Annotated in this window: 10 protein-coding genes and 1 pseudogene; 7 read left to right on the forward strand and 4 right to left on the reverse strand. The window is 67.1% G+C overall.

From position 1 onward, the window contains the following. Positions 1 to 299 (forward strand): annotated as a pseudogene (locus tag PEM_RS20395) (hypothetical protein); the annotation flags it as partial. Positions 300 to 686: 387 nt separating this feature from the next. Next, complete coding sequence (locus tag PEM_RS06680; RefSeq protein WP_005416213.1) at positions 687 to 1223, forward strand: adenine phosphoribosyltransferase; 537 nt, start codon at positions 687 to 689, stop codon at positions 1221 to 1223. A gap of 92 nt (positions 1224 to 1315) precedes the next feature. Here PEM_RS06680 and dbpA read toward each other — a convergent pair whose 3' ends face one another. Together dbpA and PEM_RS06690 are read right to left on the reverse strand one after the other, a co-directional pair. Further along, positions 1316 to 2692 carry an ATP-dependent RNA helicase DbpA gene (gene dbpA / locus PEM_RS06685; protein ID WP_053501266.1) on the reverse strand — a complete coding sequence of 459 codons (1377 nt, stop codon included), beginning with the start codon at positions 2690 to 2692 and terminating at the stop codon, positions 1316 to 1318. Between the two features lie 102 nt (positions 2693 to 2794). Beyond that, positions 2795 to 3874 (reverse strand): YeiH family protein, encoded by a 1080-nt coding sequence (locus tag PEM_RS06690; RefSeq protein WP_005416215.1) that lies wholly within the window; start codon positions 3872 to 3874, stop codon positions 2795 to 2797. Between the two features lie 102 nt (positions 3875 to 3976). Between PEM_RS06690 and PEM_RS06695 the strand changes: the two genes are divergently transcribed. Further along, a complete protein-coding gene (locus tag PEM_RS06695; protein WP_111126934.1) occupies positions 3977 to 4852 on the forward strand; it encodes a LysR substrate-binding domain-containing protein in 876 nt (291 codons plus the stop codon). 410 nt (positions 4853 to 5262) lie between these two features. Continuing rightward, positions 5263 to 7137, forward strand: a complete 1875-nt coding sequence (locus PEM_RS06705) for an ATP-binding cassette domain-containing protein (protein ID WP_111187551.1) — start codon at positions 5263 to 5265, stop codon at positions 7135 to 7137. 154 nt (positions 7138 to 7291) lie between these two features. Here PEM_RS06705 and PEM_RS06710 read toward each other — a convergent pair whose 3' ends face one another. Together PEM_RS06710 and PEM_RS06715 are read right to left on the reverse strand one after the other, a co-directional pair. Further along, the gene (locus PEM_RS06710; RefSeq protein ID WP_111127789.1) at positions 7292 to 7753 is read right to left on the reverse strand and encodes a cytochrome c; all 462 of its coding nucleotides are present in this window, start codon (positions 7751 to 7753) and stop codon (positions 7292 to 7294) included. A 9-nt stretch (positions 7754 to 7762) separates the two neighbouring features. Continuing rightward, the gene (locus PEM_RS06715; RefSeq protein WP_005416219.1) at positions 7763 to 8146 is read right to left on the reverse strand and encodes a c-type cytochrome; all 384 of its coding nucleotides are present in this window, start codon (positions 8144 to 8146) and stop codon (positions 7763 to 7765) included. 205 nt (positions 8147 to 8351) lie between these two features. On the opposite strand from PEM_RS06715, the gene PEM_RS06720 reads away from it, so the two are divergent. Genes PEM_RS06720 through PEM_RS06730 form a run of 3 tightly spaced genes read left to right on the forward strand, consistent with a single transcriptional unit; the run spans position 8352 to position 16098 of the window. Further along, positions 8352 to 9497: a MexH family multidrug efflux RND transporter periplasmic adaptor subunit gene (locus PEM_RS06720; protein ID WP_005416220.1), complete on the forward strand. Its 1146-nt coding sequence runs from the start codon at positions 8352 to 8354 to the stop codon at positions 9495 to 9497. After that, complete coding sequence (locus PEM_RS06725) at positions 9494 to 13015, forward strand: efflux RND transporter permease subunit (protein ID WP_053499673.1); 3522 nt, start codon at positions 9494 to 9496, stop codon at positions 13013 to 13015. Before PEM_RS06720 ends, PEM_RS06725 begins: the two co-directional genes overlap by 4 nt. Beyond that, positions 13012 to 16098, forward strand: coding sequence for an efflux RND transporter permease subunit (locus tag PEM_RS06730; protein ID WP_065185171.1), 3087 nt, complete (start codon positions 13012 to 13014; stop codon positions 16096 to 16098). The genes PEM_RS06725 and PEM_RS06730 overlap by 4 nt, the downstream gene beginning before the upstream one ends. Positions 16099 to 16169: the final 71 nt, after the last annotated feature.

Below are 16169 nucleotides of genomic sequence, written 5' to 3' on the forward strand. Positions count from 1 at the left end.
GCGGCCCACGCCGGCTCTCGACACCTACGCTGACAGATTTCCATCAGATAAGGCTTGGCAGCCGCATCCATGCGGCTGACACCCCGCACTCCGACACCGCCCCACCTCCGACAGATTCCGGCGGCTGTTGGTTGGTGTCGACCTTGGTCGACACGGTAGATCCAGGCCATGCGTGGATGCTCTTCATTCAATTCTCGAAATATTCGATTTCGATGGAGATTCATCCGCGCATGGCGTGGATCCACGACAGATCGCAGGACTCTGTCGAAGGCGGGGTAGGTCCGGTTGCGGGGGCGTGAGCCGCATGGGCCCGAGGCACGCCTCGGGCGGGTTGGGCAGGACGCCCAACCCCGGTCTTGCCGTGTGCGCAGGACAGCGCACACGAGCAAGCGGCGACCGAGCTTACATGGGTGAGGGCGCTTTGCTTGCGACGCACTGCTTCGCAAGCGCCCGAACGCACAGCCGCCAGCGGCTGGGCCGGGCCCCGGAGGGGTACTTGCAGCGGCCCCCGCCACCGGACCCACCCCGCCATCTCACAGAATGCACGCTGTTGCTGTTGCCGTGGAGGTTGCCGGCCAGCGGCCGGCACTACCGCAGGTGCCGGGCGCAGCCCGGCCGAACACCCCCAACAGGCAGCCGGCGCCCGGAACGGGTACCCTATGCCGCCATCAGATAGCCAATGTGACATGACCGACGCCATCGTCGCTCCGCAGTGGGCCTCCCGCCTGCGCGACATCGCCGACTTCCCCAAGCCCGGCATCCTGTTCAAGGACATCATGCCGCTGCTCGCCCACGGCGAGGACTTCCGCGGCGCGATCACCGCGATGGCCGACCGTTGGCGCGACCAGAAGCTGGACGCGGTGGTCGGCATCGAATCACGTGGTTTCATCCTCGGCGCCGCGATGGCGCTGGAGCTGGGCGTCGGCTTCGTGCCGGTGCGCAAGCCGGGCAAGCTGCCGGGCCAGGTGCTGCGCGAGGAATACACGCTGGAGTACCGCAGCGACTGCATCGAAGTGCACGCCGACGCGCTGCCGGGCGGTGCCCGTGTCGCGATCATCGATGACGTGCTGGCCACCGGCGGCACGCTGGTCGCTGCGTTGTCGCTGGTGCGCCGCCTGGGTGTTGAAGTGGTCGGCGCCGGTGTGCTGGTCGAGCTCGATGGCCTGGGCGGCCGGGCCCGCTGGGAGGCGGGCTTGCCACTGCACACCGAACTGGTGTTCTGATCGAAGGGTGAATGCCAACCAAGGTTGGCATCTACCAGAGCGAAGAGCCGGGAGCCGGTCGTTGCCAACCGTGGTTGGCAACCCGGCTTCAATCACATCATCCGCACGCGGAAGCGACGGCCCTTGATCTTGCCGGCTTCCAGCCTGGCGACGGCCTTGTTGGCCTGTTCACGCGCGATCGCCACGTAGGAGCGGGTCGGGAAGATCGCGATCTTGCCGATGAACTTGCTCGACAGGCCGGCATCGCCGGTCAGTGCGCCGAGGATGTCGCCCGGGCGCAGCTTGTCGGTCTTGCCGCCGTCAATCCGCAGGGTGCGCATCGCCGCCTGCGGCAACTCGGCCGGGCGCGAGGTCGCCAGTGGCGTCTTCTGCCAGTCCAGTGGCTGACCCAGCTGTGCTTCGATGGCTTCGGCGCGGGTCTTCTCGCGGCCGGCCACCAGGCTGATCGCCAGGCCGCTGGCACCGGCGCGACCGGTACGGCCCACGCGGTGCTGGTAGCTCTCCACGTCGGTCGGCAGTTCGTAGTTGATCACCGCCGCCAGCTCTTCCACGTCCAGTCCGCGCGCGGCGACGTCGCTGGCGACCAGCACGTTGCAGCTGCGGTTGGCCAGCCGCAACAGCACTTCCTCACGGTCGCGCTGCTCCATGTCGCCGTGCAGGGCGAGTGCGGAGAAGCCGAACTGCTGCAGCGAGTTGGCCACTTCGTCCACGTCCTTGCGGGTGTTGCAGAACACCACCGCCGATTCCGGCGCGTACTTCAGCAGCAGGCCGGCCAGCGCCTTCTGGCGATGCGCCGGTTCCACCTCGCAGAACAGGTGGCGGATGGCCGGTGCCTGGTCGGCACCTTCCACGGTCACCTCCACCGCGTCGCGCAGCAGGTCACGCGCCATGGCGCGGATGCTGTCGGGGAAGGTGGCGGAGAACAGCAGGCTCTGGCGATCCCTGTGGGTGCGGCCGGCGATCTCGCGGATCGGCTCCTCGAAGCCCATGTCGAGCATGCGGTCGGCCTCGTCCAGCACCAGCGTGCGCACCGCGCCAAGATTCAGCGCGCGCTTGCGTGCCAGCTCCTGCACGCGGCCGGGCGTACCCACCACCACGTGCGGGTCGTGGCCTTCCAGCGAGGCCAGCTGCGGGCCCAGCGGCACGCCGCCTACCAGCAGCAACAGCTTCAGGTTGGGAATGCCGGTGGCCAGCTTGCGGATCTGCTTGCCGACCTGGTCGGCGAGTTCGCGGGTCGGGCACAGGACCAGCGCCTGCACGCGGATCAGGCTGGGGTCGACGGCCTGCAACAGGCCCAGTCCGAAGGCGGCGGTCTTGCCGCTGCCGGTCGGCGCCTGTGCGATCACATCGTGGCCATCGAGGATGGCCGGCAGGCTCTGCGCCTGCACGGGGGTGAGGGTGGTGTAGCCGAGGGCGTCCAGGCCGGGCTGCAGGGCCGGGCTCAGCGGCAGGGTCGAGAAGTCAGTCATGGCGCATTGTACCTGCCTGCGCGGCAGCGCCCGTCCTGGGCCGCCATCCACGCATGGCGTGGATCTACGGGTGGGTGCCGACCGTTGGTCGGCACGCCCTGCTCAGCCCAGCACCGCCAACACACCCTGGTGGATCGCCAGGCCACCGAACAGCAGCCAGGCGAACAGGATCAGCGCCAGCAGCAGTGGCTTCAGGCCGGCCTGGCGCAGCGCCGAGACATGGGTGGTCAGGCCCAGCGCGGCCATCGCCATCGCCAGCAGCACGGTATCCAACTGCACCAGCCCGGCCTGCAGGCTGGCCGGCAGCAGGTGCAGTGAATTGAAACCGGCCACTGCCACGAAACCGAACGCGAACCACGGCACTACGATGCGCGCCTTGCTGCCGTCGGCGCCGGCCTTGCCGCCACGCGCCAGCCACAACGACAACACGACCAGGAACGGCGCCAGCAGCATCACCCGCACCATCTTGGTGATCACCGCGGTATCGGCGGCGGCTTCGCTGACCGCGCGGCCGGCGGCCACCACCTGCGCCACTTCGTGCACCGTCGCACCAGTGAACAGGCCGTACTGCCGCGCGTCCATCGCCAGCCAGCCGTGCGACTGCACCAGCGCATACAGCGCCGGGTACAGGAACATCGCCAGCGTGCCGAACACCACGACGGTAGAAACCGCGACAGTGACCTGCGCAGCGCGGCCACGCACCACCGGTTCGGCGGCCATCACCGCTGCCGCACCGCAGATCGCGCTGCCGGCGCCGATCAGCATTGCCGCCTCGCGTTCCATCTTGAACACACGTACGCCCAGCCAGCAGGCCAGGCCGAAGGTGCTGGCGACCACCAGCACGTCCATCAGCACGCCGCTGACGCCGACATGGCCGATGTCCTGGAAGGTCAGGCGCAGGCCGTACAGCACGATGCCGGCGCGCAGCAGCCAGTGCTTGGAGAAGCCGACACCGGCCGCGCTGCTCGGCGCCAGCCGCGGGTAGAGGGTGTTGCCGACCACGATGCCGGCCACGATGGCGACGGTCAGTGCACTCAGGCCATGCGCCTGCAACCAGGGAAGCTCGGCCAGGTACAGCGATGCCGCCGCGATCAGGCCCACCAGCAGAAGGCCGGGCAGGCGCGGCTGCCAGCGTTGGCGCAGGGCGGGCAGGGACCAGGAGGAGAGAGCGGGGGCGTTCATGGCAGGGGTAGGGCTGTAGTGACGGGGCAAGCGTGCGCCTTCGTCCATGACCTGTAAAACGAATAATATGGGTGAAACCTACCTATCAAGCGGGTAAATGCCATGCGCTTGACCTTGCGCCAGCTGCAAGTCTTCGTCGCAATCGCCGACCACGGCAGCACCACCGCCGCCGGCCAGGCCATCGCGCTCTCGCAGTCGGCCAGCAGCGCCGCCCTGCAGGAACTGGAGGCGCACTTCGGTACGCCGCTGTTCGACCGCATCGGCCGTCGCCTGGCGCTGAACGGGCACGGCCGCGCACTGCTGGAGCCGGCGCGCACCCTGCTGGTCAATGCCGCTGATCTGGAGCGGCAGCTGGCCGCCGGCGGAGACCCGTCGCAAGGGGCACCGCTGCGGTTGGTACTGGCCGCCAGTACCACCATCGGCAACTACCTGCTGCCGCAGCGCATCGCTGAACTGCTGCGGCAGGCGCCGCAGGCCGAAGTCGACCTGCGCATCGACAACAGTGCTGGCGTAGTCGCCGCCGTGCAGCGCCTGGACGTCGACGCCGGCCTGATCGAAGGCCCGTGCCATGAGCGCGGTTTGCAGGTCACGGCCTGGCAGCAGGATCCGCTGGTGATCGTCGGCGCCGCCGACGCCCCCCCGCGCTGGTCGCTGGACGAACTGCGCCGTGCCCGCTGGCTGCTGCGCGAACCCGGCTCCGGCACCCGCGGAGCAGTGGAACAGGCGCTGTTGCCGCACCTGCGCGGCTTTGCCCAGACCCTGCAGCTGGGCAATACCGAAGCGATCAAGCAGGCCGCCATCGCCGGTCTCGGCCTGGCCTGCCTTTCCCGCCACGCGCTGGAAGAGCCGCTGGCCCTGGGCCGGCTGCGCGTGCTGGAGACCCCGCTGCCGCCCCTGCAGCGCACCCTGTGGTTGGTACGGCATCCCGGCAAGCAGTGGCTGCCGGGGTTGCAGGCGTTGCTGGGGGACGTGGAGTAGCAGGGATCGGTCTTGCACTGCGCGAATTCCACGAAGGGGTCAGAGCCCGTTGCGCAGCAACGGGATCCGACCCCGACAGATCGACAGGCCTTGCAGCGCTCATCCACGCGTGGCCTGGATCTGCCGTGTCGACCAAGGTCGCCACCCACCCGCGCAGAATGCCGTTCCGACAGATCGCGGGAAACTGTCAGAGGCGGGGCGGTGTGGGTCTGCAGGACCGTTGGCGCCATGGATGGCGCCATCGAGCCCCCAAGGAGGGGTTTACGGCGTGTCCTGCAGACCCGCACCGCCCCGGCATCCCACAGGAAACCAGCTTTTGACGTTGCCGTTGAAGTTGCCGGCCAGCGGCCGGCACTACCGCCGGTGCCGGGTGCAACCCGGCCGACGCCCCCAACCCGTACAATATCCGGATGCCTCTGATTACTCTGCAGAACGTCGACTTCAGCGTCGGCGGCCCGTTGTTGCTGGAAAAGGCCGAACTGTCGATCGAGCCGGGCGAACGCATCGCCTTGATCGGCCGCAACGGCGCCGGCAAATCCACCCTGCTCAAGCTGCTGTCCGGCGATCACAAGCCCGATGACGGGGAAGTCCGCGTGCAGCAGGGCGTGCGCGTCACCCGCCTGGAGCAGGAAGTGCCACATGGCGCCGCCGGCTCGGTGTTCGACGTCGTCGCCGATGGCCTCGGTGAACTGGGCCAGTGGCTGGCCGAATTCCATCACCTGAGCCACGCCGAAGTATTTGATGGCGAAGCACTGGGCAACGTGCAGGCCAAGATCGACGCCGCCAACGGCTGGGGCCTGGATCAGCGCGTCAGCGAAACCCTGACCAAGCTCGACCTGGACGGCGAAGCCGAGTTCGGCCGCCTGTCCGGCGGCATGAAGCGCCGCGTGCTGCTCGCCCGTGCGCTGGTGTCCAGCCCCGACGTGCTGCTGCTGGACGAACCGACCAACCACCTCGATATCGAAGCCATCGACTGGCTCGAAGCGTTCCTGAAGGGTTGGAGCGGCAGCGTGGTGTTCGTTACCCATGACCGCCGCTTCCTGCGTGCACTGGCCACCCGCATCGTCGAGATCGACCGTGGCCAGGTCACCAGCTGGCCGGGCGACTGGGCCAACTACGAGCGTCGCCGAGAGGAGCGCCTCAACGCGCAGGCGCAGGAAAACGCGCGCTTCGACAAGCTGCTGGCGCAGGAAGAAGTCTGGATCCGCCAAGGCATCAAGGCGCGCCGCACCCGCGATGAGGGCCGCGTGCGCCGCCTGAAGGCGATGCGCGTGGAGCGTTCGCAGCGCCGTGATCTCAGCGGCAACGTCAAGATGGAAGCCGCACAGGGCATCAGCTCTGGCAAGAAGGTCATCGACGTCAAGGATATTTCGTTCGCCTTCGGTGAGCGCACCATGGTCCGCGACTTCACCACCACCATCATGCGCGGCGACCGCATCGGCCTGATCGGCCCCAACGGCAGCGGCAAGACGACGCTGCTGAAGCTGCTGCTGGGCGAGCTGCAGCCGGCCAAGGGCGAAGTCAACGCCGGCACCAACCTGCAGATCGCCTATTTCGACCAGTACCGCGCGGTGCTGCGCGAAGACTGGAGCGCGATCGAGAACGTGGCCGAAGGCCGCGATTTCCTCGAGTTCAACGGCAAGCGCAAGCACGTGCATGCCTACCTGCAGGACTTCATGTTCACCCCGGAACGCGCGCGTGCGCCGATTACCCGCCTGTCCGGTGGAGAGCGCAACCGCCTGCTGCTGGCCAAGCTGTTCGCGCAGCCGTCCAACCTGCTGGTGATGGACGAACCGACCAACGACCTTGACGTGGAAACCCTGGAGCTGCTGGAAGAGCTGCTGGGCGAGTACACCGGCACCCTGCTGCTGGTCAGCCATGACCGTGACTTCATCGACAACGTGGTGACCTCCACGCTGGTGATGGAAGGCGACGGCGTGATCGGCGAGTACGTCGGTGGCTACAGCGACTGGCAGCGTTATGCGGCCAGCATCGCGGCGCCTGCCTCGGTCCCCGCAGCCCAGCCGCCGGCCGCCGCCCCGGCCGCTGCCCCCCCGGCTGCCCCCAAGCGCAAGCTGGCCTACAAGGAAGCACGCGAGCTGGAGCAGCTGCCGAAGACCATCGAGAAACTGGAAGGCGACGTCGAAGGGTTGACCTCGGCGATGAACGACCCAGCGTTCTATACCCGCAGCAGTGCGGAAGTGACCGCGCACACCCAGCAGCTGGCCAAGGTGCAGGCCGAGCTGGATGCCGCGTACGCGCGCTGGGAAGAGCTGGAAGGCTGAGTATCGGTCGGCGCCAGCAGTGCGCCGATTGATCGGATGAAGAATCAGTAGATCCACGCCATGCGTGGATATGCGGATCTGTGCGGACCAACGGTCCGCACCCACCAATCAACGGTCCGTGCGGACCAGGGTCCGCACCCACCGGGGCCGGCCGTCATTTGACCCCGTGCAGATCCCGCAACTGGCTCGGCCGGCTACCGAAATACGCGGCCAGATCGGCGATGTCCTGATCGCTCAGGTCCTTCGCCTGCGGCGTCATCAGCGCATGCTGGCGGTCGCCGGCGCGGTAGGCCTGCAGCGCATGCGCCAGATAGTCGCCGTACTGCCCACCCAGCTTCGGATAGGTCGGATCGATCGGCGCATTGCCATCGGCCCCGTGGCAGTCGATGCAGCTCTGGTTGGTGGCCTTGCCCTTCACCTTGGCGCGGGCTTCACCGGCGGCCTCGTGGCCTGCCGGCAGGCCGGCGGAGGACGAAGAGCCGTGTTCGCCGCTGGCATGGCCCGGGTCGGCGGCGGATTTCTCGCTGTTTTCCACCTGCGACTGCGAACAGGCCGCCAGCAGCAGGGCAACGGACAGGGCGATGGCGTGACGCGTCGGATGCGCGGCTTTCGACATGGGCGGGCCTTACTTGACGGTGGACAGGTAAACAGAGAGATCGGCGATCTCCTGTTCGCTGAAACTCATCGACTGCGCCTGCATCGTCGGATGCCGGCGCTTGCCCTGGCGGTACTCGGTCAGGGCCTGGGCCAGGTACTGCTGGGTCTGGCCGCCGATCTTCGGCACCCGGTAGCTGGGGTAGGCGTTCTTGTAGCCGGTGATGCCGTGGCACCCCTGGCAGGTGTAGGCCAGGACACGGCCATTGTCGAAGTTGCCGGTGGGCGTGGCAGGCGCCGGCGCGGCGGCAGGCGCCGGGGTGGGTGTGGCAGGAGCGGGAGCGGGCTGTGCGGCGGCCCCAAGGGGCAGGAGGACGGCCAGAGCGAGACAAGCGGCGAGCGGCTGCGGGCGCATGGTGTCGTTTCCGGGGATTCGGGTCTGGTCGTTCCGGCGTGGGGTACGGAACGACCCGAGTATAGCCTCAGGTTTCATCTAGCTGAAATGGGGGCGGGCCGACCAGCGGCGTGAAGACACCATGACCTTTGGGATATGGTGTTGCCGTGAAGTGGTGCATTACTTTGCTACCACACCTGTCCACGCATCCTCCAGGGACCTGACGATGTCGCACCCAACCTTCCTGTCCGGCCGTCGCAGCGGAATCTGCGCTGCCGCACTGCTGATCTCCACCTCCCTGCTGCTGGGCGGTTGCGCCGCAGGGCCCAATTCCGAAGCCAAGGCTGCCGAGACCAAGGAGGAGAAGAAGGTCGACGCAGTCCCGGTCGAAGTGGCGGTGGCCAGCCATCGTGCGGTCGCAGCCAGCTACACCGGCACCGCGGCGCTGGAGCCACGTGCAGAGTCGCAGGTGGTCGCCAAAACCTCCGGCGTGGCCTTGGCGGTGCTGGTCGAGGAAGGGCAGCGGGTCACCGCCGGCCAGCCGCTGGTGCGGCTGGACCCGGACCGCGCGCGCCTGGCCGTGGCGCAGAGCGAAGCGCAGATGCGAAAGCTGGAAAACAACTACCAGCGCGCACAGAAGCTGGTCGGCCAGCAGATGGTCAGCGCTGCCGATGTCGACCAGCTGCGCTACGACCTGGAGAACGTCCGTGCGCAGTACCGCCTGGCTACGCTGGAGCTGTCCTACACCACGGTCGTGGCACCGATCTCGGGTGTGATCGCCTCACGCTCGATCAAGACCGGCAACTTCGTGCAGATCAATACACCGATCTTCCGCATCGTCGACAACTCGCGGCTGGAGGCCACGCTCAACGTACCCGAACGTGAGCTGGCCACCCTGCGTGCCGGCCAGCCGGTGACGCTGGCGGCCGACGCACTGCCGGGCCAGAGCTTCACCGGCACCGTTGACCGCATCGCGCCGGTGGTGGACTCGGGCAGCGGCACGTTTCGCGTGGTCAGTGCCTTCGATGGCGCCGCCCACGCGCTGCAGCCCGGCATGTTCGGCCGCATCCGCATCGATTACGACCAGCGTGCCGATGCGCTGGTGGTGCCGCGCCTGGCGTTGCTCGATGACGGTGAACCTGCGGTGTTCCGCGTGCGCGAAGGCAAGGTCGCACGCATTCCGGTCAAGCTGGGTTACGCCGAGGGCCCGTGGGTGGAGATCCGTGATGGCCTGGCGGCCGGTGATCAGGTGGTCACCGCCGGCAAGGTCGCCCTGCGCGACGGCACCACGGTGCAGGTGATCGCCGATCCGAAGGCGAAGGCGGTCGCGGCGGCCGCCAAGCCCGCAGACAAGGCCGGGAGCAAGCAATGACTGCCCCGGGCCACGACCACGGTGCCTCGCCGGCGAGCGACGGCGCCGCCGCCGGCATGCGCGGCGGCCTGGTGGAATTCGCCACGCGTCGCCGTGTGACCATCGCCATGTGCACGGTCACGCTGCTGCTGTTCGGCCTGATCGCGCTCGGCAACCTCAAGGTCAACCTGCTGCCCGACCTGAGCTACCCGACGCTGACCGTGCGCACCGAATACACCGGTGCGGCGCCGACCGAAATCGAAACCCTGATCACCCAGCCGGTTGAAGAAGCGGTGGGCGTGGTCAAGAACCTGCGCAAGCTGAAGTCGGTCTCGCGCACCGGCCAGAGCGATGTGGTGCTGGAGTTCGCCTGGGGCACCAACATGGACCAGGCCAGCCTGGAGGTGCGTGACAAGATGGAAGCGCTGAACCTGCCGCTGGAGGCCAAGGCTCCGGTGCTGCTGCGCTTCAATCCGTCCACCGAGCCAATCATGCGCCTGGTGCTGTCGAACAAGACGGCGCCGACCAGCGATGCCGATGCGGTCCGCGAGCTGACCGGCCTGCGCCGCTATGCCGATGAAGACCTGAAGAAGAAGCTGGAGCCGGTCACCGGCGTGGCAGCAGTGAAGGTGGGCGGTGGCCTGGAAGACGAGATCCAGGTCGACATCGACCAGCAGAAGCTGGCGCAGCTGAACCTGCCGATCGACACCGTCATCAAGCGTCTCAAGGACGAGAACATCAACATCTCCGGCGGCCGCCTGGAGGAGGGCTCCCAGCGCTTCCTGGTGCGTACCGTCAACCAGTTCGCCGACCTCGAGGAAATCCGCAACCTGCTGGTGACCACCCAGGCCGCCAATGGCAGCGCAGCCGACTCGGCGTTGCAGCAGATGTTCAACATCGCCGCGTCGACTGGTTCGGCTGCAGCCATCGCCGCCGCGTCGGCGGCACAGAGCGCATCGTCCGGTGGTGGCTCCAGCGTGGTCGCCAATGGCGTGCCGGTACGCCTGAAGGACGTGGCCACGGTGCGGCAGGGCTACAAGGAGCGTGAAGCGATCATCCGCCTGGGCGGCAAGGAATCGGTCGAGCTGGCCATCTACAAGGAAGGCGACGCCAACACCGTGTCCACCGCCGAAGCGCTGCGCAAGCGCCTGGAGCAGATCAAGGGTACGTTCCCGTCCGATGTCGAGCTGACCACCATCGAGGACCAGTCGCGCTTCATCGAGCACGCCATCGCCGACGTCAAGAAGGACGCGGTGATCGGTGGCCTGCTGGCAATCCTGATCATCTTCCTGTTCCTGCGCGATGGCTGGAGCACGTTCGTGATCAGCCTGTCGTTGCCTGTATCGATCATCGCCACGTTCTTCTTCATGGGCCAGCTCGGCCTGAGCCTGAACGTGATGTCGCTGGGAGGCCTGGCCTTGGCCACCGGCCTGGTGGTGGATGACTCGATCGTGGTGCTGGAGAGCATCGCCAAGGCCCGCGAGCGTGGCCTGGGCATCCTGCAGGCGGCCATTGCCGGCACCCGCGAAGTGAGCATGGCGGTGGTTGCCTCAACCCTGACCACCATCGCCGTGTTCCTGCCGCTGGTGTTCGTCGACGGGATTGCAGGACAGCTGTTCCGCGACCAGGCGCTGACCGTGGCGATCGCCATCGCGATCTCGCTGCTGGTGTCGATGACCCTGATCCCGATGCTGAGCTCGCTGAAGGGGCGGCCACCGCTGGCGTTCCCGGAAGAGGCGCCGAACGAAGCATGGCAGCCGCAGAAGCGCTGGCAGAAGCCGGTCGCGCTGGGCCGCCGTGGCGTGGTTGCCAGCGTGCGCTGGAGCTTCTATGCGCTGGCCTGGCTTGTCGTGCGCGTGTGGCGTGGCGTGGTGGCAGTGGTCGGCCCGGTGATGCGCAAGGCCAGCGACCTGGCGATGAAGCCCTATGCAGGCGCCGAGCGAGGCTACCTGCGCCTGCTGCCGAGTGCGCTGGCGCATCCCGGCAAGGTGCTGGGCGTGGCAGCCATCATCTTCGTGGCGACCATGGCGCTGGTACCGATGCTTGGCGCGGACCTGATTCCGCAGCTGGCGCAGGACCGGTTCGAAATGACGGTGAAGCTGCCGGCCGGCACGCCGCTGAAGCAGACCGATGCGCTGGTGCGCGAGCTGCAGCTGGCGCACGGCAAGGGGGAGGGCGTGGCCTCGCTGTATGGCGTCAGTGGCAGCGGCACCCGGCTGGATGCCAGTCCGACCGAAAGCGGCGAGAACATCGGCAAGCTGACTGTGGTGATGGAAGGCGGTGGCAACGCGCGCACTGAAGCGGCAATCACCGAACGCCTGCGCGGCACCATGAGCCAGCACCCGGGCGCCCAGGTCGACTTCGCGCGGCCGGCGTTGTTCAGCTTCTCCACGCCGTTGGAAATCGAACTGCGCGGGCAGGACATGGCGACCCTGGAAGTGGCCGGCCAGCGCTTGGCGGCGATGCTGCGCGGCAATGCGCACTACGCCGACGTGAAGTCGACGGTGGAAGAGGGCTTCCCGGAAATCCAGATCCGCTTCGACCAGGAGCGCGCGGGTGCGCTGGGCCTGACCACCCGCCAGATCGCCGACGTGGTGGTGAAGAAGGTGCGCGGCGACGTCGCCACCCGCTACAGCTTCCGTGATCGCAAGATCGACGTGCTGGTGCGTGCCCAGGAAGGTGACCGCGCCAGCGTCGAGAGCATCCGCCGGCTGATCGTCAATCCGGGCAGCACCCGCCCGGTCACCCTTGACGCGGTGGCCGACGTGGTCGCCACCACCGGCCCCAGCGAGATCCATCGTGCCGACCAGACCCGGGTGGCGGTGGTATCGGCCAACCTGCGCGACATCGACCTCGGCGCAGCCATGCGCGAAGTGCAGCAGATGGTGGCCGAGCAGCCGCTGGGTGCGGGCGTTGGCCTGCACATCGGTGGCCAGGGCGAGGAGCTGGCGCAGGCGGCGAAGTCGCTGATCTTCGCCTTTGGTTTGGCGATCTTCCTGGTCTACCTGGTGATGGCCTCGCAGTTCGAGTCGCTGCTGCACCCGTTCGTGATCCTGTTCACCATCCCGCTGGCGCTGGTCGGCGCGATCCTAGCGCTGATGCTGACCGGCAAGCCCATCTCGGTGGTGGTGTTCATCGGCTTGATCCTGCTGGTCGGCCTGGTCACCAAGAACGCGATCATCCTGATCGACAAGGTCAACCAGCTGCGCGAAGCCGGCGTGGCCAAGCATGAGGCGCTGGTGGAAGGTGCGCGCTCGCGCCTGCGCCCGATCATCATGACCACGCTGTGCACGCTGTTCGGCTTCCTGCCGCTGGCGGTGGCCATGGGCGAGGGCGCCGAAGTGCGTGCACCGATGGCGATCACCGTGATCGGTGGCCTGCTGGTGTCGACGCTGCTGACGCTGCTGGTGATCCCGGTGGTGTACGACCTGATGGATCGTCGCGGCGACGCCTACTACCGTGAGCGCGGCCGCAAGCATGCCGGTGAAGGCCTGCATGGCGACGAGGGCGGCACGGCAGGTGTGGAGGAGCCGGCATGAGCGTTGCCGAGTTCTCCATCCGCCGCCCGGTCACCACCATCATGTGCTTCGTATCGCTGGTGGTGATCGGCCTGATCGCTTCGTTCCGGCTGCCGTTGGAGGCGCTGCCGGACATCTCCGCGCCGTTCCTGTTCGTGCAGATCCCATACACCGGTTCGACGCCCGAGGAAGTGGAGCGGACCATCATCCGCCCGGTCGAGGAGTCGCTGGCGACGATGACCGGCATCAAACGCATGCGCTCATCGGCCACCTCCGAGGCGGCGCTGATCTACATCGAGTTCAGCGACTGGGACCGCGACATTGCCATTGCCGCGTCCGACGCGCGCGAGCGTATCGATGCGATCCGCAGCGACCTGCCCGACGACCTGCAGCGCTACAACGTGTTCAAGTGGTCCAGCAGTGACCAGCCGGTACTGAAGGTACGCTTGGCCAGTACCACCGACCTGACCACTGCCTATGACATGCTCGACCGTGAATTCAAACGGCGCATCGAGCGTATTCCCGGTGTGGCCCGCGTCGATATCACCGGTGCACCGCCGAACGAGGTGGAGATCGCCATCGATCCGAACCGGCTCAACGCGCATGGGTTGAGCATCAACGAGCTGAGCGAGCGCCTGCGCACGCTGAACTTCTCGATCTCGGCCGGTCAGATCGACGACAACGGCCAGCGCGTGCGCGTGCAGCCGGTGGGCGAGATCACCGACCTGCAGGAGATGCGCGACCTGGTGATCAACGCCAAGGGCCTGCGCCTGGGCGATATCGCCGACGTGCGCCTGAAGCCGGCGCGGATGAACTACGGGCGCCGTCTGGACGGCAACCCGGCGGTGGGCCTGGATATCTTCAAGGAGCGCAGTGCCAACCTGGTGGACGTGTCGCGCGCGGCGCTGGCCGAGGTCGAGGCGATCCGTGCGCAGCCGTCGATGCGCGACGTGCAGATCAAGGTGATCGACAACCAGGGCAAGGCGGTGACCTCGTCGCTGCTGGAGCTGGCCGAAGCCGGTGCGGTCGGCCTGATCCTGTCGGTGACGGTGCTGTTCTTCTTCCTGCGCCATTGGCCGTCGACGCTGATGGTGACCCTGGCCATTCCGATCTGCTTCACCATCACCCTGGGCTTCATGTACTTCGTCGGGGTGACGCTGAACATCCTGACCATGATGGGCCTGCTGCTGGCCGTGGGCATGCTGGTCGACAACGCCGTGGTGGTGGTGGAGAGCATCTACCAGGAGCGCGAGCGCATGCCGGGGCAGCCACGGCTGGCCTCGATCATCGGCACCCGCAACGTGGCCATCGCGCTCAGCGCCGGTACGCTGTGCCACTGCATCGTGTTCGTGCCGAACCTGTTCGGCGAGACCAACAACATCAGCATCTTCATGGCGCAGATCGCGATCACCATCTCGGTTTCGCTGCTGGCCTCGTGGCTGGTCGCGGTCAGCCTGATTCCGATGCTGTCCGCACGCATGGCCACACCCAAGCTGGTGCACTCGCAGACCGGCCTGATCGCGCGCCTGCAGCGGCGCTATGCACAGCTGCTGGACTGGTCGCTGCACCACCGCGGCTGGAGCCTGCTCGGCATCCTGCTGGTGGTACTGGTCAGCCTGGTGCCGATGAAGCTGACCAAGGTCGACATGTTCGGGGGCGAGGGCGGCAAGGACATCTTCATCGGCTACATGTGGAAGGGCGCCTACACCTACCGGCAGATGTCCGAGGAAGTGGCGCGCGTGGAGAGCTGGATCGACCAGAACCGCGAGCGCCTGCACGTGAAGCAGGTGTACTCCTGGTACAGCGAGCAGGAAGGCAGCTCCACGGTGGTCACCCTGGACGAGAAGTACGCCAAGGACATCAAGGCGCTGCAGGAAGAGTTGCGCAAGGGCCTGCCGAAGTCCGCCCGCACCGACTATTTCGTCGGTAACCAGGGCGGCGATGGCGGGGGTGGCGGCAACCAGGGCGTGCAGGTGCAGCTGGTGGGCGATTCCAGCTCGATGCTGCAGGAGATCGGCCAGGAAGTGGTGCCGTTGCTGGCGCAGCGTGCCGAACTGCGGGACGTGCGCATCGACAACGGCGAGAAGGGCGGCGAGCTGAAGGTACGCGTCGACCGTGAGCGTGCAGCAGCGTTCGGTTTCAACGCCGAACAGGTGGCCAGCTTCGTCGGCCTGGCGCTGCGCGGCGCACCGATGCGCGAGTTCCGTCGCGGTGACAATGAAGTGCCGGTGTGGGTGCGCTTTGCCGGCGCCGAGCAGAGCAGCCCGGAAGACCTGGCTGGTTTCAGCGTGCGTACCGGCGATGGCCGCAGCGTGCCGCTGCTGAGCCTGGTCACCGTGGACGTTGGTTCGTCGGCCACCCAGATCGGCCGTACCAATCGTCAGACGACATTGACCATCAAGGCCAACCTGGCCGGGAAGGTCACCGCACCGGACGGGCGCAAGGCGATAGAGGCCGTGCTCAAGCCGATGAACTTCCCGGCCGGCTACGGCTTCACCTTCGATGGCGGCGACTACGGCAACGATGATGAAGCCATGCAGCAGATGGTGTTCAACCTGCTGATCGCGCTGGTGATGATCTACGTGGTGATGGCGGCGGTTTTCGAGTCGCTGCTGTTCCCGGCGGCAATCATGAGTGGCGTGCTGTTCTCGATCTTCGGCGTGTTCTGGCTGTTCTGGATCACCGGCACCTCGTTCGGAATCATGTCCTTCATCGGCATCCTGGTGCTGATGGGCGTGGTGGTGAACAACGGCATCGTGATGATCGAGCACATCAACAACCTGCGGCGCAGCGGCATGGGCCGTACCCAGGCGCTGGTGGAAGGCTCACGCGAACGCCTGCGCCCGATCATGATGACCATGGGCACGGCGATCCTGGCGATGGTGCCGATCTCGCTGACCGACACGCAGATGTTCGGCAATGGCCCGGAGTACTCGCCGATGGCGCGCGCGATTGCCGGCGGCCTGGCGTTCTCGACCGTAGTCAGCCTGCTGTTCCTGCCGACGATCTACGCGGTGCTCGATGACCTGCGCAATGCCGTGACGCGGCTGATCCGCCGCGCGCGTGGAGTGGAGATGGTAGAGCCGGGCGCTGCCCGGCTGTAATGCACGTCAACGTGTTGTGGTGTGGGGGAGGCCGGTCGTAGTGGGGCGGCCTCCCCCTTTTTTCGGCTTGG

Origin of the sequence: Stenotrophomonas sp. Pemsol (genome assembly GCF_003586545.1) — a bacterium.
GTDB lineage: Bacteria > Pseudomonadota > Gammaproteobacteria > Xanthomonadales > Xanthomonadaceae > Stenotrophomonas > Stenotrophomonas sepilia.